The following is a 23235-nucleotide window of genomic DNA, read 5'->3' on the forward strand; positions in this document are numbered from 1 at the left end:
GTGCGCGCCGTCCTGCTGCACCGGTTCGGGCCGCCGACCGGGCTGCGCTACGAAGAGGTCGCGGACCCGGAGCCCGGCCCCGGCCAGGCGCGGATCGCGGTGCGGGCCGCCGGCGTGCACCTGGTGGACGCGGTGGTCCGGCGCGGGTGCGCCGGGTGGCTGCCCCGGCCGGAGCTGCCGGCCGTGCCGGGCAGCGAGGTGGCGGGCGTGGTCGACGCGGTCGGCCCCGGCGTGCCGGGCTCGTGGCTCGGTCGGCGCGTGGTGACCCAGCTCGGCCTCGCCCACGGGGGGTACGCCGAGCTGGCCGTGCGCGAGGTCGGGGCGCTGCACGCCGTCCCGGACGGGCTCGGGTTCGCCGAGGCGGTGGCGATGATCTGCACCGGCGGGACGGCGCTGGGGGTGTTGGCGGCGGCAGCGCCGGGACCGGACGACGTCGTGGTGGTGACCGCCGCCGCCGGCGCGGTCGGGCACCTGCTGGTGCAGGGCGCGTCCCGGGCCGGCGCGCACGTGGTCGGGCTGGCCGGGTGCGCCGCCAAGCGGCCGGTGGTGCTGCGGTCGGGCGCGGCGGTCGCCGTGGACCACCGGCAGGACGGGTGGGCGGACCGGGTGCGGGCGGAGCTGGCCGGGCGCGAGGTGACGGCGGTGCTGGACGGCGTGGGCGGCGCGCTCGGGCGCGGCGCGCTGGACCTGCTCGGGCCCGGCGGGCGGGTGGTGATGTTCGGGTTCTCGTCGGGTGAGCCGACCGAGGTGACCACGGCGGACCTGTTCGAGCGGGCGCTGAGCGCGACGGTCGCGGTCGGGCCGCACGTGGCCCGGCGCGCGGGCGGGCTGCGCGCGCTGGAGGCGCGGGCGCTGGCGGGCGCGGCGTGCGGCCGGGTCGCCCCCGTGGTGCGGTGCTACCCGCTGTCCGGGGCGGCGCGGGCGCACGAGGACCTGGAGGGCCGGCGCACCGCCGGCAAGGTCGTCCTGGTTCCGGCCGGCTAGGGTGCGGGACGTGCTGCACGGGCGTTCTTCCGCACTCGCGCGGGTCGACGGGCTGCTGGCCGACGCCCGCGCGGGCCGCAGCGGCGCGCTGGTCGTGCGCGGCGAGGCGGGCATCGGCAAGTCGGCGCTGCTCGACCACATCGCGGCGGACGGGTTCCGGGTGCTGCGCGGCGTCGCCGTCGAGTCCGAGTCCGGGCTGCCCTTCGCCGGGCTGAACCTGCTGCTGGGGCGGGTGGTGGACCACGTGGACCGGCTGCCGCCCACCCAGGCGTCGGCGCTGCGGGCCGCGCTCGGCCTGGCCCCCGCCGACGGCGGCGAGCACTACCTGGTCGGCCTCGCGGTGCTCACCCTGCTCGCCGACCTGGCGGAGCAGGGACCGGTGCTGTGCCTGGTGGACGACGCGCACTGGCTGGACGCCGGGTCGTCGGACGCGCTGGTGTTCGCCGCGCGCCGGCTGGGCGCCGAGGGCGTGGTCATCGTCTTCACCGCGCGGGACCTGCACGCGCCGCCGTTCCCCGCGCACGGGCTGCCGGAGCTGCGGCTGGGCGCGCTGTCCGGGGAGGAGTCCTCGGCCCTGCTCGCCGAGCACGCCGCCGACCTGCCCCGGTACGTGCGGGACCGGATCGCGGCCGAGGCGGGCGGGAACCCGCTGGCGCTGCTGGAGCTGCCGGCCGCGCAGCGCGAGGGCCACCTGCCCGCCGCGCACGCCCACCGGGTGGGCGCGCTGCCCACCCACAGCCGCATCCAGCAGACCTTCGCCGACCGGATCGGCGCGCTGCCCGAGGCGACGCGGGACCTGCTGCTGGTCGCGGCGGCCGACGACACCGGCGACCCGGGCGTGGTGTTCGAGGCGGCCGGGGCGCTCGGCGCGGGCGTGGCCGACCTGGAGCCGGCCGAGCAGCGCCACCTGCTGCGCTCGGACGACGGGCGGCTGACCTTCCGGCACCCGCTGATCCGCGCGGCGGCCTACCGGGGTGCGCCGCTGGTGCGCCGGCTCGCGGTGCACCGGGCGCTGGCGGGCGTGCTCGCCGACGACCACCGGCGGGCGTGGCACCTGGCCGCCGCGACCACCGCGCCGGACGAGGAGGTCGCGGCGGCGCTGGCGCGGTCGGCCGAGGACGCGCGCGGGCGCGGCGGGTTCGCGGCCGTGGCGGCGGCCTACCAGCGGGCGGCGGAGCTGACCCCCGACGCGGCCCGGCGCGGGCGGAGGTTGACCGCCGCCTCGGCCGCCGCCGCCGAGGCGGGGCAGTTCGAGCGGGCCGCCGGGCTCGTCGACCAGGCGGCCGAGCTGGTGGGCGACCGGCTGGAGCACGTGCGCCTGTTCCGCATCCGGGCCTCGCTGGCGGGCGAGCGGGGCCGGCCCGACGAGGCGGCGGCCACGCTCGCGCGGGCCGCGCGGTGCGCCGTGCCCGACGACCCCGACCTGGCGGGGGAGCTGCTGTTCGGCGCCGTGCAGAACGCCTGGACGGCCCGGGACTTCGACGCCGTGCGGGCGATCGCGGAGCAGTCCGCCGGGCTGCCCGTCGAACGGGCGGTGCGGGCCGTGGCCCGGGCCGCGCTGGGCCTGGAGGGCGCGGACGTCGCGGGCGGGGTCGGCGCGGTGCAGGAGCTGCTGTCCACCGAGCACGCCTGTTGGCAGGGCAACCCGGCGGTGGCCTGGTGGCACCTGGTCGTCGGGGACGACGAGGGCGCGCACGAGCGGGCGGTGGCGCTGGAGCGGGAGTGCCGCGCGGCGGGCGCGCTGGGCGTGCTGCCCCGGGCGCTGGCCTACCTGGCCCGGGTGCAACTGCACCAGGGCCGGTTCCACGACGCGTGCGCCACCGCCGAGGAGGGGCTGCGGCTCGCCGACGACATCGGCCAGGTGTTCAGCGTCGGCTACCTGCACAGCGTGCTGACCGAGCTGGCCGCGATCGAGGGCGCCGGGGAGCGGTGCCGGGAGCTGGCCGCGACCGCGCTCGGCGGGCCGCCGGCCGCCGTCCTGGCGCGGTGCGCGCTGGCGCTGCTGGACCTCGGGCTGGGCCGGTACGAGGCGGTGCTGGACCGGCTCGCGGACGTCGCCGGCGGCGCGCACCGGCTGTACGCGATCGGCAGCCTGCCGGACCTGGTGGAGGCGGCCGTGCGGGCGGGGCGGCCGGAGTTCGCGGCGGACGGCGCGGCCTGGTACGCCGAGTGGGCGCGGACCACCGGCCGGCCGTGGGCCCGCGCGGTCGCGGCGCGCTGCCGGGCGTTGCTGACCGACGAGGAGCGCTGGTTCACCGAGGCGGTCGACCTGCACCGGGCACCCGGCCGGCCGTTCGAGCGGGCGCGGACCGAACTGCTCTACGGCGAGTGGCTGCGCCGGCACCGCCGCCGGGGCGAGGCCCGCAGGCACCTGCGCTCGGCGCTGGACGCCTTCGACCGGCTCGGGGCCGCGCCGTGGGCGACCCGCGCCCGCACCGAGCTGCGGGCGACCGGCGAGAGCCACGCCCAGCCGGGACCGGACCCGTTGAGCGCCCTGACGCCGCAGGAACTCCAAGTGGTGCGGCTGGCCGCGCAGGGACTGAGCAACCGGGACATCGGCGCGCAGCTGTTCCTCAGCCCGCGCACGGTCGGCTACCACCTCTACAAGGCGTACCCGAAGCTGGGCGTCGCCTCCCGCGTCGAACTGGGCCGCCTCGACCTGCCCGCCTGACCCCTGGGGTGGCCCGTCGCCGGGCGACGCGCGGTCGCCGGAGCGCCGAGTGGTCTAGACCCATTGACTTGATCTCGCCGGCGTGTTCACGCTGGACACCCGGTGGCCGCCGCCTGCTCCCCGAGGAGGTCCCACGGTGAAACCCCGAGCAAGGGCGGCGCGCGCGCTCGCCGTCCTGTCGCTGGTCGGCGCAACCGTCGCGTGGAACGTCAGCTCGGCACCCGCGCCCGCCGTCGCGGCCGAGCCCCTCCAGAGCGTCGTGCCGGTGCCGGTGTCCGTGCAGGCGGTGCCCGGCGCGGCGCACACGTTCAGCGCCACCAGCAAGATCTACACCACCGCGTCGGCGCGCGGCGTCGGCGACCACCTGGCCGGGGTGCTGCGCCCGTCCACCGGGTACCCCTTCCCGGTCGAGGACACCACGGGCACCCCCGCCGACGGCATCGCGCTGCTCCTCGGCGGGGCCCCGCCGGCCGTCGGCGACCAGGGCTACCAGCTCACCGTCGCCACCGCCGCGATCACGATCCGCGCCAACACCGCCGCCGGCCTGTTCGCCGGCGTGCAGACCCTGCGCCAACTGCTGCCCGGCAAGGTGGAGAGCAGCACGCCGCAGGCCGGGCCGTGGACCGTGCCGGGCGCGACCGTCACCGACCACCCCCGGTTCACCCACCGGGGCGCGATGCTCGACGTCGCCCGGCACTTCCACCCCGTCGGCACGGTCAAGCGCTACCTCGACCAGCTCGCGCTGTACAAGATCAACTACTTCCACCTGCACCTCACCGACGACCAGGGCTGGCGGATCGTCGTGGACAGCTGGCCGAAGCTGGCCACCCACGGCGGCAGCACGCAGGTCGGCGGCGGCCCAGGCGGGTACTACACCAAGGCGCAGTACCAGGAGATCGTCGCCTACGCCGCCGCGCGGCACATCACCGTGATCCCCGAGGTCGACCTGCCCGGCCACACCAACGCGGCGCTGGCCTCCTACGCCGAGCTGAACTGCAACGGCGTCGCGCCCGGCCTGCGCACCGACATCGCGGTCGGCTACAGCTCCCTGTGCGTCGGCAAGGACATCACCTACAAGTTCGTCGAGGACGTCATCCGGGAGATCGCCGAGCTGACCCCCGGGCCGTACTTCCACATCGGCGGCGACGAGGCCAGCGCCACCACCGACCAGGACTACCGGACCTTCATGAACAAGGTCCTGCCCCTGGTCGCCAAGTACGGCAAGAAGGCCATGGGCTGGCACGAGTTCATCAAGACCACCACCGACACCACCGCCGTGCCGCAGTACTGGGGCACCACCACGTCCAACGCCGTGGTGCAGGCCGCCGCCGCACGCGGCGCGAAGGTGCTCATGTCCCCGGCCAACAAGGCGTACCTCGACATGAAGTACAACCCCAGCACGCCGCTCGGCCTGAGCTGGGCCGGGATGATCGAGGTGCAGGACGCCTACAACTGGAACCCCGGCACGCACCTGAGCGGCGTGCCCGAGTCGGCGGTCCGGGGCGTCGAGGCCCCACTGTGGACGGAGACGATCGTGACCCCGGCGCACGTCGACTTCATGGCGTTCCCGAGGCTCGCCGCGATCGCCGAGCTGGGCTGGTCGCCGTGGTCGACGCACAACTGGGACGCGTTCAAGGTGCGGCTGGGCGCGCAGGCGCCGCGCTGGACCGCGCTGGGCATCGGCTTCTACCGGTCGACCCAGGTGCCGTGGGACAACGGCGGCACGACCACCACGACCACCACCACGACGACCGGCGTCCCGTCGGGGTCGTGGGCACCGTGGACCAGCTACTCGACGGGCAACGAGGTCACCTACAGCGGCGGCACGTACCGGTGCCGCCAACCGCACACCTCGCAGCCGGGGTGGGAGCCGACCAGCGCGCCGGCGCTCTGGCAGCGCATGTGACGCACCTGACCGGGAGGCGTGCCCGGCACGCCTCCCGGTCAGGTGATCCGGGCCGCCGCCACCGGCCGCCGGGCCACCGGGTAGGTGCCCGAGGACGACGTGTTGACGCTCCACCGGTAGCGGGTGAACCCGCCGGTCTCGTCGCAGGCGTAGAACATCATGTGCCCGAAGCCCGCGCCGGTGGTCGCCGCGCCGGCGTGGAAGATCCGGCTGTCCGGGTACGCGGGGTAGCCGCCCACGCCGTGCAGGCCGTGCGGCTCGGCCGTGCAGTCCACGACCTCCACCGCGTACTGGGTCTCGCCCGGGAAGTTCAGGCTCGCCACGGGCGCGGTGTAGGTGCCGCGCACGGACCGCACCAGCACGATGTGCCCGGTGTTGGTGTCCTGGTCGTTGCGGTAGTCGATGGCGACGAGGTCGCCGGGGCGCAGGTCGGCCACCCGGCGCACGGCCTGGAAGTGCGGCACGCCGCCGCGCGCGAAGACCTCCCGGTAGTCCCGGGCGAACGGGCTGGCCGACCCGAAGTGGGTGCGCAGGAACTTCGCGGTGGCCCAGCGGTAGGTGCGCCGGAGCACGGCGGTCTGGAACGACGCGCACTGGCTGTGGTTGCGCCAGGTCGACGCGTCGCCGGGCGACCCCCACCGCACGACGTTGGGCTGGTCGGGGTCCTTGTAGGTGTTGTTGGCCAGCGGGCACGTGGGCAGCGACAGGTAGCCGACGAGCTGTTCGGCTTCCAGCAGGTGCGGTGTGGACGTCCGGTGTGGACCCGGCGCGCGGGCGTCGTCGGGCGCGGTCGGCCTCGGGGGCGCGAACGCGGTTCCCCCTCGGCGCGATCTGCGGGACACGTCCATCGGGCGACTCCCCCCATCGGTGTGCGGGCCCGCACACGGTAGACGACGGGGGCGTCCGGTCAGCGGATGTAGACCAGGACCAGCGTGGTCAGGACGGTGCAGCCGGCGAGCACCGAGGCCAGGCCCATCAGGGCGGCACCGGCCGAGAGCAGGACGCGGGTGAGCAGCCCGAGCACCCGGCGCAGCAGCCGGACCAGGCCCAGGACCAGGGTCAACGCGCCCAGCAGGACGACGACGACCAGCGTCGAGGAGGTGGGTTCGGCGGACCCGGTGATCACCCAGGGCGACTTGGCGGCGGCGTTCAGCACCGAGAAGGCGGCCGGCGTGCCGCTAGGTCCTGCACGAGGACGTCGCCCACTTCTACCGGGGGCCGAACCCGTTCAACCACAAGCGGACGGTCACGATCTGCAACGGCATCTACGGCCGGGGGACCCTCGGCGCGGTGCGCGCCCTCACCGACGAGCGGTTCCGCGACCGCAACGCGGAGTACCTGCGCAAGACCTTCGCCGGCCTGGCCGCCTACAGCGTGCTGACCCGGGTGTCGGTGGTGAACGGGCGGGTGGTCACCCCGGACTGGAACCTGCCCGAGTCGCGGCTCTACGAGCGGCCGGAAGGCCGGGCTTGACCAGCACCGCCGAACCGCGCGCGGTCCGGCACCACGGATCGCACCGCGACCTGCTGCGGGCGGCGGCGGGAGGGGCCGCGCCGACGTCGGCGGTCGACGCCGTCGTCGTGCCCACCGCGCGGCACCCCGCCGCCCTCCGGACCGCCCTCGACGTGGGCGCCGAACTGGGCTGCGTCGTGGTCGCGCTGTGCAGCCGCTACTCGTCGGCCGACCAGGTCGCCGCGCGCGCCCGGCCCGACGTCGAGCTGGTCGCCGTGGACACCGACCGGCTGCCCGCCGGGCTGCTGCCCGAGTTCGAGACCACCACCCGGCCGGCCGGCACGATCTTCGAGCGGCGGGTGGACACCAGCCTCAAGCGCAACCTCGGGCTGCTGCTCGCGGGCGTGGTCGGCTGGGAGCGGATCGCGTTCCTGGACGACGACATCGCGGTGCCCGACCCGCAGGCCCTCACCCGCGCGGCGGGCCTGCTGGACACCTGTGACGCGGCAGCCCTGGCCGTGGAGGGGTTCCCGGACAACTCGGTGGTGTGCCACGCCTACCGCGAGGTCGGCGGCGCGCAGGACACCTTCACCGGCGGTGGCGCGCTGGTGGTCGGGCGGTCGCTGCTGCGGTCGTTCTTCCCGAACGTCTACAACGAGGACTGGTTCTTCCTGCTCGACGACCGGGGCATCGGGTCGTCGGCGGTGGTGGGCCGGGCGGTGCAGAAGCCGTACGACCCGTTCGCCAACGACCAGCGGGCGCGGTCCGAGGAGTTCGGCGACTGCCTGGCCGAGGGCCTGTTCGCGCTGCTGGACGACGGCGGCTCGCTGGAGCACGCGGACGCGGGCTTCTTCGCGCGGTTCATCGCCGACCGGCGGGCCATGATCAGCGACATCGTGGACCGGGTCGCGGCCCGGCCGCCCTCAGAGGAGCGGGACCGGGTGCTGGTGGCGCTCAAGGCGGCCCGGGGCCGGTGCCTGCGGATCACCCCGCAGCTCTACGTGGACTACCTGGCGGCCTGGCGGCGCGACCGCCGGGTGTGGCGGACCCACCTGGCGGACCTGCACGCGCGGCTGCTTCCCGGCGGGCGCCACTACCGGCCGGCCGGGCTCGGCCTGGAGAAGGCGCTGGTCGAACTGGGCCTGGTGGACCTCGCCCGGCACCTGCCGGCCCGGCCGCCGGGTGGCGGGCCGACCGGGCAGGCGCCTCCCATGTGGCGGAACGCTCAGTGATCCCGTCCGGCGGGCGATTAGGCTCGTCGGACCGGTGGTGGGCGAGCGTGGAGGCTGTGGGATGACGAGCACCGATGGTCGGCAGAAGTGGCTGACCGTCGCCGACGAGGTGGCCGGGGCCCTGCGGGTCGACGCCGCCGAGCGGGACCGGGCCGGGGCCGAACCGGTGGCCGAGGTCGAGGCGCTGCGGCGGTCCGGCCTGCTGTCGGTCCGCGACTGGGGCACCCAGCAGGCGGTGACCCGGGTGGTCGCGGCGGCGGACGCCAACGTCGGGCACCTGCTCGGGTACCACTACCTCCAGGTCTGGCGGCGCGGGCTGTTCGACGGGCCCGTGGTCGAGGAGGACGCCGACCTGTTCTGGGCCGGCGTGAGCAACCCGCTCGACGCCGCCCTGGAGCTCACGCCGGCCGGCGACGGGTTCACCGTCAGCGGGCGCAAGACCTTCGCCACCGGCGCGTCCGTCGCCGACCGGCTGGTGGTCAGCGCGACTCGCGCCGACACCGGCCGCAAGCTCACCTTCACCCTGGACGCCCGGTCCCCGGGCATCCGCTACGCCGGGGACTGGGACAACATCGGCCAGCGCCTGACCGCCAGCGGCGGCGTGGCGTTCGACGCCGTGCGCGTGCCCGCCGACCGCGTGCTGGGCGAGCACGACGAGACCAGCCCGCGCCAGTCGCTGGCCGCACTCGGCTTCCAGGCCGTGCTCGCCCGGGTGTACGTGGCGCTGGCCGAGGGCGCGCTCGCGGAGGCCGCCCGGTACACCCGGGGCACCACCCGGCCGTGGTTCCTGTCCGGCGTCGACAGCGCGACCGCCGACCCGTACGTCCTGGCCACCTACGGCGAGCTGGTCTCCGACGTGGAGGCCGCCGGGCTGCTGGCCGACCACGCCGCGACCGCGCTGGGCGACGCGAGCGACCGGGGCGCGGACCTGACCGTCGAGCAGCGGGCCTCGGTGGCCGCGCTGATCTCGTCGGCGAAGGTCGTGTCGACCAGGGTCGCCAACCACACCACCGCCAAGGTGTTCGAGCTGTGCGGCGCCCGCGCGACCGCCGCCGGCTACGGCTTCGACCGGTTCTGGCGCAACGCCCGCACGCTCACCCTGCACGACCCGGTGGCGTACAAGGCGCGCGAGGTCGGGGCGTACTTCCTGACCGGCGAGCGGGCGCCGTTCACCGGGTACAGCTGATGGATCCGGTCCTCGCGCACAGCGTCCGGCTCGCCGACGACGGCGTGCACGTCCTGGACCGCCGCGTGTTCCCCTTCGAGCGGACCTGGGTGCGCTGCGCGACCAGCGCCGAGGTGGCCCGCGCCATCGAGGACATGGTCACCCAGTCGTCCGGCCCGTACTTCGCGGCGCTGTGGGGCATGGTGCTGGCCGCCCGGGAGGCCCGGGGCCTGCCCCGCGCCGAGGCGCGCGCCCACCTGGAGCACGTCGGGCGGCTCCTCGTGGCGACCCGGCGCACCAACAACGCCCTGCGCAAGGCGGTCGCCTCGGTGCTGGCGGGCGTGGACGCGTCCGACGACCTCGAAGCGGGCGCGCTGGCCGGCGCGGTGGCGGGTGACGAGCGGTACCGCAGCCGCAGCCGGGCGCTGGGGGAGCACACCGCGCGGCTGCTGCCCGACGACGGCGCGGTGCTCACGCACTGCTGGGCCGACCTGTACCTCATCGAGGCGGTCCGGGCCGCGACCGCGCTCGGCAAGCGGCTGCGCTACTTCTGCACCGAGACCCGGCCCTATCTCCAAGGCGCGCGGCTGACCGCCGAGACCCTCGCCGAGATGGGCGCGGACACCACGCTGATCACCGACGGCACGGGCGCGGCGGCGTTCCGGGCGGGCGAGGTCGACGTGCTGCTGACCGCCGCCGACCGGGTCACCATGGACGGGCACGTGGTGAACAAGGTCGGCACGCTGGGCCTGGCCGTCGCGGCGTCCGCGTTCGACGTGCCGTTCCTGGCCATGGTGCAGGCGCCGGACCGGCTCGCGCCGACCGAGGCCGACGTGCCGATCGAGTTCCGGCCCGGCTCCGAGGTGCTGCGCACGCTGGGCCGGCGCACCGCCAGCGACCGGGTGCGGGGCTGGTACCCGGCCTTCGACGTGACACCGCCGGCGTTCGTGACCTCCGTGGTCACCGATCGCGGCGCGTACGCTCCCGACCGCCTGCACGAGTACTACGACGGCGAGGAAGTACATGACTGACTGGGTCGTGCTCGACATCGAGGGCACGCTGTCCGCGACCGACCAGGTGCTGGTCGTGCTCTACGACTACGCCCGGCCCCGGCTCGGGCCGTGGATCGACGGGCACGGCGACGACCCCGCCGTCGCGGAGGCGGTCCGCCAGGTCCGGGAGCTGTCCGGTGTGGACGGCGGCACGGACGAGCTGGTGCGCGTGCTGCACGGCTGGATGGACGCCGACCGGAAGGTCACGCCGCTCAAGACGTTGCAGGGCCTGATCTGGCAGCAGGGGTACGCCGACGGCGACCTGGTCGCCGAGTTCTTCCCCGACGTCGTGCCCGCGCTGCGCAAGTGGCACGGGGACGGCGTGCGGCTGGCCGTGTTCTCCTCCGGCTCGGTCGCCGGGCAGGTGGCCTTCTTCGGCCACACCACCGACGGCGACCTGCGCGGCCTGTTCGAGCACCACTTCGACACGGTGAACGCGGGACCCAAGCGCGAGGCCGCGTCCTACCGGGCGATCGCCGCCGTCCTCGGCTCGGACGACATCACCTTCTACTCCGACGTCCCAGCCGAGCTGCACGCCGCCGCCGAGGCCGGCTGGCGGACCGTGGGCGTGGCCCGCCCCGGCGAGCCGTACGGGGACGCGGACTTCGGCCCGCACCGGACGGTGAGCGCGCTGTGACACCCGGTGCGGCGCTCGCCGCCGAGTGCGCGCGGTACGCCGCGATGGGCTGGATGCGCGGCACCTCCGGCAACCTGTCCGTGGTGGTCGACCGCGACCCGCTGCGGCTCGCGGTCACCGTCAGCGGGCGGGACAAGGGCGAGCTGACCGCCGACGACGTGGTGCTGGTCGACGCGCGGGGCCGCACCGACGACCCGGTCAAGGCGCCCTCCGCCGAGGCCGGGCTGCACGGCCGGATCGCGGCGGTCTCCGGGGCCGGCGCGGTGGTCCACGTGCACGCGCTCGCGCCCGTGGTGGCCGCCGAGCACTGGCCCGGCGGGGTCGAGCTGCGCGACCTGGAGATGCTCAAGGGCTTCGGGCGGCGCGCGCACGACGACGTCGTGGTGGTGCCGGTGGTGCCGAACGACCAGGACATGGACGTGCTCGGGGACGCGTTCGAGGCCGGCTACCGCGCGGACGTGCCGGCCTTGATCGTGGCCCGGCACGGGGTGTACGTGTGGGGTGACGACCTGCACCAGGCACGCCACCGGCTGGAGTGCCTGGAGTGGCTGCTGCGCTTCGAGGTCGAGACGAGGAGGGACCCGCGATGACGCTGCTGACCGTGTGGCCGGACACCGGGCCCGGCACCGTGCTGGTGCGGACGGAGGACCCGGTCGAGATCGCCGCCGAGCTGAAGGCGCTGGGCGTGCGGTACGAGCAGTGGCCCGTGCTGCCCGGCGTGACCCGGGACAACGCCCTGGAGGCGTACGCCGACCAGGTCCGGCGGGTGACCGAGACCGAGGGGTACGTCCTGGTCGACGCCATGGAGATGACGCCGTCCGACGACCCGGGGTGGCTCGCGGCGGCGGGCGAGGCCCGGTCGAGGTTCCTCGCCGAGCACACCCACGACGACGACGAGGACCGGTTCTTCGCGCGCGGGTCGGGCGTGTTCTACCTGCACGTGGGCGGGAAGGTGCACGCCGTGCTGTGCGAGGCGGGCGACCTGCTGAGCGTGCCGGAGAACACCGCGCACTGGTTCGACATGGGCACCCGCCCGGACTACGTGTCGATCCGGTTCTTCCACGACGACGACGGTTGGGTCGGCAACTTCACCGGCAGCCGGATCGCCGAGTCGTTCCCGACCTTCGACGCCATCACCGCCGGCCGCTGACCCGACCGCCGACCGCCGTCGGGTGCGGTCGTCGGGTGCGGTCGGCGGGCGGACCCGGTCAGGGGCTGCCGTCGAGCGACGCCAGCTCGGCCGCGAGGTTGGCCTTGGCGCGCGCCTCCCAGCGGGCGCGCGCCTGCGGCGTCGCGTAGAGCGGGTCGCGGCCGGCCAGGTCCCGCAGCACCCGTGCACGGCCCCGCCGCCAGTCCTCGTCGGGCACGTGCGCGTACTCCCGCCGCACGGCGGCCCGGTAGCGCTCGTACACCTCGGCGTCCGCGCCCAGGATCGCCAGGTCGGCGTCCACCAGCAACGCCGTCAGCTCGTCGCCGGCGGTGTGGTCGGCCGTGGCCAGCACCAGGTCGGCCACGGCCCCGGGGTCCACCCCGGCGGCGGTGAGCCGCTCGACCGCCCACGCCGCGCTGGCCCGCTCGTCGTCACCGGGCCTGCCGTCGTAGACCACGTCGTGCGCCAGCGCGGCCAGGACCAGCGTCGCCCGGTCGGCCGGGGAGCGGTGGCCGGCCAGCAGCCCGACGTCCCGCACGACGGCCAGCACGTGGTCGGTGCCGTGGTAGCCGCGACGGGCGTCGGCGTACCGCGCGGCCAGGTCGCCCGCCGTGCCCGGCCGACCGCCCAGCACCCGCACCGCCTCGTCCCACAGCTCCTCGAGCACGGGCCGACCCTACGGCGTCGAGGCCCGGTGGAGGTCCGTCGCCGCGCGCCAGCACCGGACCAGCAGGCGGCGCGCGTCCGACCAGTGGTCGAGCACCGGCACCGGGTAGGCGCGCTCCACGGCCGCCCGGTCGAGCAGCCGGCTGGTGGCCGCGCACGCCACGTCCCAGCCGACCGGCCCGCGCCAGGTGTCCTCGAAGTCGTTCCACACCGGCCCGGCCCGGGTGAACAGCACGTTGTGCGGGTGGGCGTCGCCGTGCAGCGCCTGCACCGGCAGGTCCGGCCACCCGGCCACCACCGCGTCGCGGGCCGCCACCAGGCCGGCGGGCCGGCCGAGCAGCTCCAGCACGGCGTCGACGTCGTCCAGCGGCCCGCGCGCCGGCAGGTCGCCGGTGAAGTGCGCCAGTTCCTGGTGCAACTCGCGCAGCATGGTGGCGAACGACGCGCTGTCGGGCGTCCAGTCGGGCGAGTGCGGGACGTGCGCGGCCAGCGCCACCACCCAGCCGTCCTCGCGGACCGGCGCGGCCACCGGCTCCACCACCGGCACCCCGCGCCCGGCCAGGAACCGGCTCACCGCGTCCGCCCGCGCGAAGTGCCCGGACACGTCACCGCGCACCGACGCCGTCACCGCGCCCACCCGGGCCACCACCGGCGCCGGCCGCAGGTGGACCAGCAGGTTGCTGCCCTCCTTGAGCACCGCCAAGTCGTCCGTGGGCAGCCCCGACCGCCCACCCACCACGCGCACCGCTTCCAACGCCGTACCCATGACCAGCATGTTCACCGCGCAGGACGGCCCTGCCCAGCGAATTTCCGCCCGCCCGGCCGGCCGGGGGCGGCGCGGTCGGGCACTGTGAGCTGCGCAACCCCGCCCTGGTCGGCCAAGGCCCAGACGCGCCGCCCGCGACAGTGCCGTCTACGATCCGGGGAGCCGGGTGGCCAGCCATCCGGCCACGCCAGAACCAGGACAGTGCAGGAGGCACCGTGACGGCCGTAGCCCCGCAGCCGATCGCTACGCGGCCCTTCGGGACTCGCGAGGCGGTCAAGGGTTCGTTCCTGCTGCGGATGTTCCGCACCACGGACCACAAGCAGATCGGGATCATGTACCTGGTCACCTCGTTCGCCTTCTTCATGGTGGGCGGCGCGATGGCCATGCTGATGAGGACCGAGCTGGCCCGTCCGGGAATGCAGTTCCTCAGCCAGGAGCAGTTCAACCAGCTGTTCACCATGCACGGCACGGTGATGCTGCTGCTCTACGCGACCCCGATCGTGTTCGGCTTCGCCAACTTCGTGCTGCCGCTCCAGATCGGCTCGCCGGACGTGGCGTTCCCGCGCCTGAACGCGTTCTCCTACTGGCTGTACCTGTTCGGCGGCCTGATCGTCATGGCGGGCTTCATCACGCCCGGCGGCGCGGCCGACTTCGGCTGGTTCGCCTACACGCCGCTGTCCAACGCCATCCACTCGCCCGGCGCGGGTGCCGACCTGTGGATCTCCGGCCTGGTCGTCGGTGGTCTGGGCACGATCCTCGGCGCGGTCAACATGATCACCACCGTGGTCTGCCTGCGCGCGCCCGGCATGACCATGTTCCGGATGCCGATCTTCACCTGGAACATCCTGGTCACGTCGGTGCTGGTGCTGCTGGCGTTCCCGATCCTGACCGCCGCGCTGCTCGGCCTGCTCGCGGACCGGCACCTCGGTGCCCACGTGTTCGACCCCGCCAACGGCGGCGTGATCCTGTGGCAGCACCTCTTCTGGTTCTTCGGGCACCCCGAGGTCTACATCGTCGCGTTGCCGTTCTTCGGCATCGTGAGCGAGATCTTCCCGGTGTTCAGCCGCAAGCCGATCTTCGGCTACAACGGCCTGGTCTACGCGACGCTGGGCATCGCGGCGCTGTCGGTGGCCGTGTGGGCGCACCACATGTACGCCACGGGCGCGGTGCTGCTGCCGTTCTTCGCGTTCATGACCTTCCTGATCGCCGTGCCGACCGGCATCAAGTTCTTCAACTGGATCGGCACGATGTGGAAGGGGCAGTTGACGTTCGAGACACCGATGCTGTTCAGCATCGGCTTCATCGTCACCTTCCTCTTCGGCGGCCTGTCCGGCGTGCTGCTCGCCGCCCCGGCCATCGACTTCCACGTGTCGGACACCTACTTCGTGGTCGCGCACTTCCACTACGTGCTCTACGGCACGATCGTGTTCGCCACCTTCGCCGGCATCTACTTCTGGTTCCCGAAGATCACCGGGCGGATGCTGGACGAGCCGCTGGGCAAGCTGCACTTCTGGACCACGTTCCTGGGCTTCCACGCGACGTTCCTGGTGCAGCACTGGCTGGGCAACGAGGGGATGCCGCGCCGGTACGCGGACTACCTGCCCTCCGACGGCTTCACCACGCTGAACACGATCTCCACCATCGGCGCGTACATCCTCGGCGCGTCCACGCTGCCGTTCATCTGGAACGTGTTCAAGTCCTACCGCTACGGCGAGACCGTGCACGTGGACGACCCGTGGGGCTTCGGCAACTCGCTGGAGTGGGCGACCTCCTGCCCGCCGCCCCGGCACAACTTCACCGAGCTGCCGCGCATCCGGTCCGCGCGCCCGGCGTTCGAGCTGCACTACCCGCACATGATCGAGCGGCTGCACGAGGAAGCGCACGTCACGTTCACCGGCAAGGCCATCCCGCACGACAAGGCCAAGCCCACGGTGTTCGAGGCGGCCGGCAAGGCCGTGCAGTCGGGCACGGCGTCCGAGGGCACCGAGCACGACCACAAGTAACCTGGGCGCAGGTTCAACGACGAGCCCCGACGACCGCCTGGTCGCCGGGGCTCGTTGCTGTCTGGCAGAGGAGCCACCAGTGAGCAAGCCGAGCGCGACACCCGTCCTGATCACCGTCACCGGCCCGGACAAACCGGGGGTGTCCTCCGTGTTGTTCGCGGTCCTGACCCGGCACGGGGTGGACGTCCTGGACGTGGAGCAGGTGGTGATCCGGGGCCGCCTGGTGCTCGGGGTGCTGGTCGCCGCCGGCCACGACCCGGAGGGGCTCCAGGAGTCCGTGGAGCAGGCCATGGCCACGGTGTCCATGCAGGTCGAGGTGGAGATCGGCGCGGACGGCAAGCGCACCGCGCGGCTGGAGTCCAGCCACGTGGTGATCCTGCTGGGCCGGCCGGTCACCGCGCGCGGGTTCACCGAGGTGGCGCGCAAGCTGGCGTCGCTGGGCGTGAACATCGACGCCATCCGGGGCGTCGCGGACTACCCGGTCACCGGCCTGGAGCTGCGGGTCTCGGTCGCGGCGGACACGGCGGAGGCCGACGCGGCGCTGCGCGAGGCGTTGGCCGAGGTGTCCGTGCGGGTCGACCTGGACGTCGCGGTCGAGCGGGCCGGCCTGACCCGGCGGGCGAAGCGGCTGGTGGTGTTCGACGTCGACTCGACCCTGATCCAGGGCGAGGTGATCGAGATGCTGGCCGCGCACGTGGGCGTCGAGCCGCAGGTGCGCGAGATCACCGAGGCGGCGATGCGCGGGGAGCTGGACTTCGCCGAGTCGCTGCGCCGCCGGGTGGCGCTGCTGGCCGGGCTGGACGAGTCGGTGCTGGACGAGGTGGCGGGCTCGCTGGAGCTGACGGCGGGCGCGCGGACCACCGTGCGGACGCTCAAGCGGCTCGGGTTCCGCTGCGGCGTGGTGTCCGGCGGGTTCACCCGGGTGATCCGGTCCCTCGTGGACGACCTGGGGCTGGACTTCTGCGCGGCCAACGAGCTGGAGGTCGTGGACGGCGCGCTCACCGGCCGGGTGGTCGGCGACATCGTGGACCGGCCGGGCAAGGCGGTGGCGCTGCGCCGGTTCGCCGAGCAGGAGGGCGTGCCGCTGGGGCAGACGGTCGCCGTCGGCGACGGGGCCAACGACATCGACATGCTGGGCGCGGCCGGGCTGGGCATCGCGTTCAACGCCAAGCCCGCGCTGCGCGAGGTCGCGGACACCGCGCTGTCGCACCCGTTCCTGGACGCCGTGCTGTTCGTGCTGGGCGTGACCCGGGCCGAGGTGGAGGCGGCGGACGCGGCGGACGGGCTGGAGCTGGTGCGGCCGTGAACGACGTGCTGCGGATGCTGGTCGACCGGCACTACGCGACCGACGAGGAGGACCCGGCGGCGGTGCGGGCGATGCCCGTGGTCCTGCGGATCGAGCGGACCGACCCGCCGCGCCGCACCGACGTGCTGGAGGCGGCTGCGGCGGCGGCCGTCGCGGTGTGCCTGGACCCGAGGGCCGAGCCCGGCGGCGAGTGGCACGACGACGTGGTGGCGTGGGTGCGCGGGCGCATCCGCAAGGTGTCGCGGCGGGCGCGCGGCGCGCACTGGGAGGCGGTCCAGGCGCTGCCCGGCGTGACGCTGGCCGTGGGCCGGGCCGAGGTGCGGGCGTTCGTGCCGGCGAAGGTGGCGGACCTGCCCAAGGAGCTGTCCCGGTTGCAGATCTCGGGCAGCGAGCTGCCGGTGGACGAGCCGGGCCCGGTGCCCGCCGGCGCGCGCCTGCTGTGGCTGAACCCGGGGGTGGCGATGACGGCGGGCAAGGCGGCGGCGCAGGTGGGGCACGCGTCGATGCTGCTGGCCCCCGCGCTGTCCGAGGAGGAGCTGAAGGAGTGGGCGTCCGTGGACTACCGGTGCGCGGTGCGCACCCCGTCACCGGCCGAGTGGGACGCCCTGCTGGCCCGCCCGGACGCCGTGGTGGTGCGCGACGCCGGTTACACGGAGGTCGACCCGGGCACGGCGACCGTGGCGGCATTCAGGACGTGACCTGACCTGAATTGCCCGTAGCGTCCCGGTCATGGCGATCTTGGTGACCGGGGCGACCGGTGTGGTGGGGCGGCGGGTGGTCGAGCGGCTGGTGGCGGCCGGCGAGGAGGTGCGGGCGCTGTCCCGGCGGCCCGCGACCGGGCTGCCGCCGTCGGTCGAGGTGGTGGCGGGCGACCTGCTGGACCCCCGCGACGAGTGGTTCGCCGGCGTCGACCGGCTGTACCTCTTCCCGGCCGGCGACGGCGCGGTCGCGGCCCGTGCGGCGCGCTGCGGCGTCCGGCGCGTCGTGGACCTGTCGGCGGCGGCGGTGACGGTCGGGCTGCACGTCAACCCGGTGGAGGCGGCGGTCGAGGCGTCCGGTGCGGAGTGGACGCACGTCCGGCCGGCCGGGTTCATGGCGAACGTGCTGCCGGTGTGGGCGCCGGCGATCCGGGCGGCCCGGGTGGTGCGCCACCCGTTCCCGGACGAGGCGTCCGTGCCGGTGCACGAGGACGACATCGCGGCGGTCGCCGTGGCGGCGCTGCTGGAGGACGGGCACGCCGGCCGGGCGTACACGCTGACCGGCCCGGAGCTGATCACCAACCGGCAGCAGGTGGCCGCGATCTCCGCCGCGCTGGGCGAGGAGGTCCGCTTCGAGGTGGTGTCGCGGGAGACCGCGCGCGAGGAGATGCGGGCGCTGGGCGGTTTCGCGGCCGAGCACGCCGACCTGCTGCTGGGGTTCGTGAACTACGACGGCGGCGAGTCGTCGGGCGGGGACGTGCCCGACGACGACTACTCGGCGCTGCTCACGCCCTGGCCGGACGTGGAGCAGGCGCTCGGCCGCCCCGCGCGGTCCTACGCCCGGTGGGCGCGCGACCACGTGGCCGACTTCCGCTGACACCCCGGCAGGCGACGAGGGGGCGTGCTCCCGGTCCGCTCGTCTCCTGCCGGTGCCGTGCCGTGCAGGCCCTTCCGCAGCCCGGCGGCGGCCGACGCGCTAGTTCGCGGCGTCCAGGCGTTTGAGGGCGGCGCGGACGACCTCCGGGTCGTAGGTCGTCCAGAACGGGGGCAGGGACGCGCGCAGGAAGCCGCCGTAGCGGGCCGTCGCCAGGCGCGGGTCCAGGATGGCGACCACGCCCTTGTCGCTCATCGAGCGCAGCAGCCGGCCCGCGCCCTGCGCCAGCAGCAGCGCCGCGTGGGTCGCCGCCACGGTCAGGAACCCGTTGCCGCCGCGCGACTCCACCGCCTTCTGCCGCGCCGACGCCAACGGGTCGTCCGGGCGCGGGAACGGGATGCGGTCCATCACCACCAGTTGCAGCGCCGGGCCCGGCACGTCCACGCCCTGCCACAGCGAGAGCGTGCCGAACAGGCACGTCCTCGGGTCCTCGGCGAAGCGCTTCACCAGCTGGCCGGTGGCGTCGTCGCCCTGGCACAGCACCGGGTGGTCGAGCTTGCCGCGCAGCGCCTCGGCCGCCGCTTTGGCCGCCCGCATCGACGAGAACAGGCCCAGGGTCCGGCCGCCCGCCGCGTTCACCAGGCCCTCCAGCTCGTCCACGTAGGACGGCGGCAGGCCGTCGCGGCCCGGCGGGGGCAGGTGGCGGGCCACGTAGAGGATGCCGCTGCTGCCGTGCTCGAACGGCGAGCCGACGTCGAGGCCAGACCAGCGCGGGCCGGTGAGGTCGGACGGCGCCTCCTTGTCGCTCGCGGTCCCCTCGGCCTTCTTCCCGCTCGACGCGGCCGGCAGGCCCCACTGGCGGGCCAGGGTGTCGAACGTGCCGCCGAGGGTCAGCGTCGCGGACGTGAGGATGGTGGTGCGCTTGCCGAACAGGCGCTCGCGCAGCAGCCCGCCGACGCCCAGCGGCGCCACCCGCAGCGACGCGGGCTTGGTGCGGTCGGCGAAGTCGCCGGACACCCACACCACGTCGTGGTCGTCGTCGAACGCGGTCAGGATGCGGGCGGCGCAGTCGTGCACGTCGTCCAGCAGCGACCGCGCCAGCTTGCGGGACGTCGCGCCGTCGACGTCCTCCTTGCGCTCCGGCCCGAGCGAGGTGATGCAGGCGTGCGCGGCGTCCTTGGTGGCCCGCAGCGCACCCGCCAGCGCGGGCGGCAGCGCGTCCAGCCGGCCGGCCGGGGCGTCCTCCAGGATCATCGCCAGGCCGTCGCTCGCCTCGGCCATCCGGTCGGCCACGCCCTGGTCGATGAGCCGGCCGCAGCGGCGGGCGGCGGTGGCCACCAGCGACGCGCTCAGCTCCTCGGTCGCCACGGACGTGATGCGGTCGACCAGGTCGTGCGCCTCGTCGATCACCACCACGTCGTGGTCGGGCAGCACCTGGTAGCCCTCCAGGGCGTCGACGGCCAGCATCGCGTGGTTGGTCACCACGACGTCCGCGCGCCCCGCCTCGGCGCGGGCCCGCTCGGCGAAGCAGTCGGTGCCGATCGGGCACTTGGCCACGCCCAGGCACTCGCGGGCGGTCACCGAGACCTGCCGCCAGGACTGCTCGCTCACGCCGGGGACCAGCTCGTCGCGGTCGCCGGTCTCGGTGTCGGAGGACCACTCGTGCAGCCGCTTCACCTCGCGGCCCAGCCGGGACACCGTGAACGGGTCGAACAGCCCGGCTTCCTCCGGCTCGTCCGGCGCCCCGGTGTGCACGCGGTGCATGCAGAGGTAGTTGCGGCGGCCCTTCAGGATGGCGAAGCGCGGCTCGCGCCCCAGCTCCCGGCGCAACGCCTTGGCCAGGCGGGGCAGGTCGCGGTCCACCAACTGGCGTTGCAGCGCGATGGTGGCCGTGGAGATGACCACGGTGGACTCGGCGGCCACCGCGTGCCGGATCGCGGGCACCAGGTAGGCCAACGACTTGCCGGTGCCGGTGCCGGCCTGGACGGCCAGGTGCTCCCCGGTCCGGATGGCCCGCTCGACGGCCTCGGCCATGTCCACCTGGCCCACGCGCTCGGCTCCGCCCACCGCCTCCACGGCCACGGCGAGCAGGGTCCTGGTGTCGGGGATGGCGGTGGTGGACGGCACGCCGGAGACGGTACCCGCCGGCGGCCTCAGCCCTCGGACAGCACCCGCCGTCCGAGGTCGACCGCCGCGCGGCGGTGGACCTCGTCGAGCGGCAGGTCCGGGTCGTGCCGCGCCGCCACGATCTCCCGCACGGGCCCGGCCAGGTCGGGCCAGTGCGCGGCGGCCAGCTCACCGGCCCGGGTCTTGCCCACGATCTCGCCGGTGCGGATCGTGTGCCACAGCCGTGCCGGGCCCAGTCCCAGCCACAGCACGCCTTCCCGGTGCACCGGGCCGGTCGCCGCCGCCGCGTGCTCGACCAGCGGTGCCCAGTACGCGCGCAGGTTGGCGCGGCAGTGGTCGGCGACTTCCCCGGCGGTGACCGGGAAGTGCGGGCGCGGGCCGCGCAACGTCCGGGAGTACCTGGTGAGCTGGTCGCGCAGCACGGGCGTCAGCTCGGCCGGCCGGTCGGTGTGCAGTTCGCCGTCGCGCGCCCACGGGCCGGGTGCGCCGTCGACCAGGTACACCACGTCGAGGTCCGGTGTCAGCGCGGCGGCGAGCGCCGCCAGGTCGGCCGGGTGGGGGTGCGGGCCAGTTCCACCACCAGGTCCAGGTCGGAGCCCGGCGCGCGGTCGTCGAGCGTGGTGGAGCCCACCACGTGCGCCGCGACGACCAGGCCGGGCGCCGACCGGTCGACCTGCGGTAAGTAGGGGGTCACCGACGCTTGACCAGCGCCCACGCGGCCGGCAGCAGGCCCGCCGCGAGCGCGATCTTCAGCGCGTCGCCGAGCAGGAACGGGGTGACGCCCAGCGACAGCGCCTTGGCGAAGCCCACGTTGGCCGCTGCCATCAGGTAGGGCACGCCGAAGGCGTAGATCACCAGGTTGCCGAGGGCCATCGTGCCGACCGTGCGCAGCGGGGTGCGGTCGCCGCCGCGCCCGGCCAGGTGGCCCACCAGGACACCGGCGAAGACGAAGCCCACCACGTAGCCCAGCGACGCGGGCATCCCGGACGACGCGCCCTGGAACCACGGCACCCCGGCCACGCCCGCGACCAGGTACAGCACCATGGCGGCACCGCCGCGCCGCCAGCCGAGGGCCGCGCCGACCAGCAGGGCGGCGAAGGTCTGGCCGGTGATCGGCACCGGGCTGCCCGGCAGGGGCAGCGCGACCTGGGCGGCCAGGCCGGTGAAGCCGGCGCCCGCGACGACCAGCGCGATGTCACGGGCCAGCGCGCCGGGGACCAGGTCGGCCAGCACGCGACGGCCGTGGACGGCGATGACGGACACAGGGACCTCCAGGGATCGAGTCGGCCCCGAGGTTAACCAACGATCACTGGTCCGGTCTTTGTCGCAGGTCTACAAAGTCGCGGACGTCACGCCGTCTTCCCGCACCGTGGACCCCGCGCGGGTGGGGCGGTCGCTCCCGTGGGCGGCTGACCCGTTCGGGCCGGCGGGCCGCACACCCACTTGAACGGTTCCTTTCATACGACCGTGGGCCGCCCGTTCGGGGCTGTCTGGAGGTCATCGGCCGGGGAATCGGTGATCCGCACTGCCGGAACGGGTGACAACGTGAGGCTCGTTCGCGGTAGGGGTCCACTGACAGTGGACGCAGTTGGGCGGTTCGAGTGGACGTCGTCCTCCTTTACGGGCAGCAACCCTTAATACGACGGGTGGAACGCCGATAGGGGCAATTGCTCGATCAGAACGTTCAGACCTGTGCGGAAGGAGTTTCATGCGTGTGCGAATGACGGGCTTAGCCGGGCTGGCCGCCACTGCGGCCCTCCTGGCCGGTGCGGGCCCCGTCTCCGCAGCGGCACCCGGCGACGCCTCCGCCCACGGCGCGCGGGTGGCCCTGTCGCTGCTGGACGGTGTCGCGGCGCTGGCCGGCCCGTTCGCCGCCGACGTGAGCGGACCGGCCGACATCCCTGCAGTGGGTGGCACGAGCAGCGCGGTCGCCGCCGTCGACGCGGGCGGCCTTACGGACAGCACGGTCGCCGGGATCGCGGTGCCGGACCTGGTGGCGACCGGCGTGATCACCACCTCGGCCGCCCGGGACGACGACGCCGGCACCCGGTCCCGGGCGGTCGTCGCCGACGTGCGGCTGGACCTGCTGTCGTCGGTGACCGGCGGGATCTCCGCCACGACCGCCGAGGCGACCTGCTCGGCCGGCCGGGAGGGCGTCGGCGGCGCGGCGGAGCTGGTCGGGCTCGACCTCGGCCGGCTCGGCGGCCCGACCGCGAGACCCGCGCCCAACACCGTGGTGGACGTCGGGCCGCCGGGCGCGGCCATCGCCCGCGTCGTGCTCAACGAGCAGGTGGCCGGCCCGGACGGCGGCCTGACCGTCAACGCCGTGCACCTGGTGCTGCTCGGCGGCGTGCTCGGCTCGATCGGCACCGGTGACGTGGTGCTTGCCTCGGCGACGTGCGGACCGGCCGGCCCCCCGCTGCCCACGGCGTCCGGGGCGGGCCTGTGGCTGGGGATCGCCATGATCGCGCTGTTCGCCGTGCCCGTCGTCGTGGTCGGCCTGCGCCGGCGGCGCGAGGTCCCGGCCTCCTGATCCGGGGGCCGGG

Annotated in this window: 23 protein-coding genes; 15 read left to right on the forward strand and 8 right to left on the reverse strand. The window is 75.0% G+C overall.

What is annotated here, in order from left to right:
* The 3 genes from AB0I60_RS15280 (at position 1) to AB0I60_RS15290 (ending at position 5561) form a co-directional block, all read left to right on the forward strand.
* Entirely contained in the window at positions 1–984 is a 984-nt protein-coding gene (locus tag AB0I60_RS15280; protein WP_360729905.1) for a zinc-binding dehydrogenase, read from the forward strand.
* Positions 985–994: 10 nt separating this feature from the next.
* On the forward strand, positions 995–3655 hold the full coding sequence (locus AB0I60_RS15285) for an AAA family ATPase (RefSeq protein WP_360729907.1): 2661 nt from the start codon (positions 995–997) through the stop codon (positions 3653–3655).
* Between the two features lie 136 nt (positions 3656–3791).
* The gene (locus AB0I60_RS15290; RefSeq protein WP_360729909.1) at positions 3792–5561 is read left to right on the forward strand and encodes a family 20 glycosylhydrolase; all 1770 of its coding nucleotides are present in this window, start codon (positions 3792–3794) and stop codon (positions 5559–5561) included.
* A 38-nt stretch (positions 5562–5599) separates the two neighbouring features.
* On the opposite strand, the gene AB0I60_RS15295 is transcribed toward AB0I60_RS15290, so the two are convergent.
* Positions 5600–6409, reverse strand: a complete 810-nt coding sequence (locus tag AB0I60_RS15295; RefSeq protein WP_360729912.1) for a hypothetical protein — start codon at positions 6407–6409, stop codon at positions 5600–5602.
* Positions 6410–6468: 59 nt separating this feature from the next.
* Positions 6469–6717, reverse strand: a complete 249-nt coding sequence (locus tag AB0I60_RS15300) for an SPW repeat protein (protein WP_360729914.1) — start codon at positions 6715–6717, stop codon at positions 6469–6471.
* Between the two features lie 134 nt (positions 6718–6851).
* Here AB0I60_RS15300 and AB0I60_RS15305 point away from each other — a divergent pair, with 134 nt between their 5' ends.
* The 7 genes from AB0I60_RS15305 (at position 6852) to AB0I60_RS15335 (ending at position 12249) form a co-directional block, all read left to right on the forward strand.
* Positions 6852–7034 (forward strand): hypothetical protein, encoded by a 183-nt coding sequence (locus AB0I60_RS15305; protein ID WP_360729917.1) that lies wholly within the window; start codon positions 6852–6854, stop codon positions 7032–7034.
* Positions 7031–8245: a hypothetical protein gene (locus AB0I60_RS15310; RefSeq protein ID WP_360729919.1), complete on the forward strand. Its 1215-nt coding sequence runs from the start codon at positions 7031–7033 to the stop codon at positions 8243–8245. The genes AB0I60_RS15305 and AB0I60_RS15310 overlap by 4 nt, the downstream gene beginning before the upstream one ends.
* Positions 8246–8306: 61 nt before the next feature.
* Entirely contained in the window at positions 8307–9431 is a 1125-nt protein-coding gene (locus tag AB0I60_RS15315; protein WP_360729921.1) for an acyl-CoA dehydrogenase family protein, read from the forward strand.
* Positions 9431–10441, forward strand: coding sequence for a methylthioribose-1-phosphate isomerase (locus AB0I60_RS15320; RefSeq protein ID WP_360729924.1), 1011 nt, complete (start codon positions 9431–9433; stop codon positions 10439–10441). Before AB0I60_RS15315 ends, AB0I60_RS15320 begins: the two co-directional genes overlap by 1 nt.
* On the forward strand, positions 10434–11099 hold the full coding sequence (gene mtnC, locus AB0I60_RS15325; protein WP_360729927.1) for an acireductone synthase: 666 nt from the start codon (positions 10434–10436) through the stop codon (positions 11097–11099). Before AB0I60_RS15320 ends, mtnC begins: the two co-directional genes overlap by 8 nt.
* Positions 11096–11689 carry a methylthioribulose 1-phosphate dehydratase gene (gene mtnB / locus AB0I60_RS15330; protein ID WP_360729930.1) on the forward strand — a complete coding sequence of 198 codons (594 nt, stop codon included), beginning with the start codon at positions 11096–11098 and terminating at the stop codon, positions 11687–11689. Before mtnC ends, mtnB begins: the two co-directional genes overlap by 4 nt.
* Positions 11686–12249: a cupin gene (locus AB0I60_RS15335; RefSeq protein WP_360729933.1), complete on the forward strand. Its 564-nt coding sequence runs from the start codon at positions 11686–11688 to the stop codon at positions 12247–12249. The genes mtnB and AB0I60_RS15335 overlap by 4 nt, the downstream gene beginning before the upstream one ends.
* 58 nt (positions 12250–12307) lie before the next feature.
* On the opposite strand, the gene AB0I60_RS15340 is transcribed toward AB0I60_RS15335, so the two are convergent.
* Complete coding sequence (locus tag AB0I60_RS15340) at positions 12308–12916, reverse strand: HD domain-containing protein (RefSeq protein WP_360729935.1); 609 nt, start codon at positions 12914–12916, stop codon at positions 12308–12310.
* A gap of 9 nt (positions 12917–12925) precedes the next feature.
* Positions 12926–13681 carry a phosphotransferase gene (locus tag AB0I60_RS15345; protein WP_360729937.1) on the reverse strand — a complete coding sequence of 252 codons (756 nt, stop codon included), beginning with the start codon at positions 13679–13681 and terminating at the stop codon, positions 12926–12928.
* A gap of 215 nt (positions 13682–13896) precedes the next feature.
* On the opposite strand from AB0I60_RS15345, the gene ctaD reads away from it, so the two are divergent.
* The 4 genes from ctaD (at position 13897) to AB0I60_RS15365 (ending at position 18565) form a co-directional block, all read left to right on the forward strand.
* Positions 13897–15684 (forward strand): cytochrome c oxidase subunit I, encoded by a 1788-nt coding sequence (ctaD, locus tag AB0I60_RS15350; protein ID WP_360729940.1) that lies wholly within the window; start codon positions 13897–13899, stop codon positions 15682–15684.
* 79 nt (positions 15685–15763) lie between these two features.
* The gene (gene serB / locus AB0I60_RS15355) at positions 15764–16990 is read left to right on the forward strand and encodes a phosphoserine phosphatase SerB (RefSeq protein WP_360729942.1); all 1227 of its coding nucleotides are present in this window, start codon (positions 15764–15766) and stop codon (positions 16988–16990) included.
* A 14-nt stretch (positions 16991–17004) separates the two neighbouring features.
* A complete protein-coding gene (locus AB0I60_RS15360) occupies positions 17005–17688 on the forward strand; it encodes a peptidyl-tRNA hydrolase (RefSeq protein ID WP_360730632.1) in 684 nt (227 codons plus the stop codon).
* A gap of 31 nt (positions 17689–17719) precedes the next feature.
* The gene (locus AB0I60_RS15365) at positions 17720–18565 is read left to right on the forward strand and encodes an NAD(P)H-binding protein (protein WP_360729944.1); all 846 of its coding nucleotides are present in this window, start codon (positions 17720–17722) and stop codon (positions 18563–18565) included.
* A gap of 99 nt (positions 18566–18664) precedes the next feature.
* Here the strand turns inward: AB0I60_RS15365 and AB0I60_RS15370 are convergent, their stop codons facing one another.
* The 4 genes from AB0I60_RS15370 to AB0I60_RS15385 all read right to left on the reverse strand — a co-directional run bounded on the left by AB0I60_RS15370 (position 18665) and on the right by AB0I60_RS15385 (position 21952).
* Positions 18665–20596 carry an ATP-dependent DNA helicase gene (locus AB0I60_RS15370; protein WP_360730634.1) on the reverse strand — a complete coding sequence of 644 codons (1932 nt, stop codon included), beginning with the start codon at positions 20594–20596 and terminating at the stop codon, positions 18665–18667.
* Positions 20597–20715: 119 nt separating this feature from the next.
* Positions 20716–21195, reverse strand: coding sequence for a hypothetical protein (locus AB0I60_RS15375; RefSeq protein ID WP_360729946.1), 480 nt, complete (start codon positions 21193–21195; stop codon positions 20716–20718).
* Between the two features lie 14 nt (positions 21196–21209).
* Complete coding sequence (locus tag AB0I60_RS15380; protein ID WP_360729948.1) at positions 21210–21383, reverse strand: nucleotidyltransferase domain-containing protein; 174 nt, start codon at positions 21381–21383, stop codon at positions 21210–21212.
* Entirely contained in the window at positions 21380–21952 is a 573-nt protein-coding gene (locus AB0I60_RS15385) for a biotin transporter BioY (protein WP_360729951.1), read from the reverse strand. The genes AB0I60_RS15380 and AB0I60_RS15385 overlap by 4 nt, the downstream gene beginning before the upstream one ends.
* A gap of 457 nt (positions 21953–22409) precedes the next feature.
* Here AB0I60_RS15385 and AB0I60_RS15390 point away from each other — a divergent pair, with 457 nt between their 5' ends.
* Positions 22410–23222, forward strand: coding sequence for a hypothetical protein (locus AB0I60_RS15390; protein ID WP_360729954.1), 813 nt, complete (start codon positions 22410–22412; stop codon positions 23220–23222).
* The last annotated feature ends 13 nt before the right edge of the window (positions 23223–23235 follow it).

The organism is Actinosynnema sp. NPDC050436 (assembly GCF_040655415.1).
Lineage (GTDB): Bacteria > Actinomycetota > Actinomycetes > Mycobacteriales > Pseudonocardiaceae > Actinosynnema.

What these genes read in the sequence shown, in the direction of transcription:
- AB0I60_RS15390 (WP_360729954.1), top strand. Translation starts at nt 22,410, where the DNA reads ATGACGGGCTTAGCCGGGCTGGCCGCCACTGCGGCCCTCCTGGCCGGT.
- AB0I60_RS15335 (WP_360729933.1), top strand. Translation starts at nt 11,686, where the DNA reads ATGACGCTGCTGACCGTGTGGCCGGACACCGGGCCCGGCACCGTGCTG.
- AB0I60_RS15365 (WP_360729944.1), top strand. Translation starts at nt 17,720, where the DNA reads ATGGCGATCTTGGTGACCGGGGCGACCGGTGTGGTGGGGCGGCGGGTG.
- AB0I60_RS15320 (WP_360729924.1), top strand. Translation starts at nt 9,431, where the DNA reads ATGGATCCGGTCCTCGCGCACAGCGTCCGGCTCGCCGACGACGGCGTG.
- mtnC (WP_360729927.1), top strand. Translation starts at nt 10,434, where the DNA reads ATGACTGACTGGGTCGTGCTCGACATCGAGGGCACGCTGTCCGCGACC.
- AB0I60_RS15315 (WP_360729921.1), top strand. Translation starts at nt 8,307, where the DNA reads ATGACGAGCACCGATGGTCGGCAGAAGTGGCTGACCGTCGCCGACGAG.
- AB0I60_RS15345 (WP_360729937.1), bottom strand. Translation starts at nt 13,681, where the DNA reads ATGGGTACGGCGTTGGAAGCGGTGCGCGTGGTGGGTGGGCGGTCGGGG.
- AB0I60_RS15295 (WP_360729912.1), bottom strand. Translation starts at nt 6,409, where the DNA reads ATGGACGTGTCCCGCAGATCGCGCCGAGGGGGAACCGCGTTCGCGCCC.
- AB0I60_RS15360 (WP_360730632.1), top strand. Translation starts at nt 17,005, where the DNA reads ATGCTGGTCGACCGGCACTACGCGACCGACGAGGAGGACCCGGCGGCG.
- AB0I60_RS15370 (WP_360730634.1), bottom strand. Translation starts at nt 20,596, where the DNA reads ATGGCCGAGGCCGTCGAGCGGGCCATCCGGACCGGGGAGCACCTGGCC.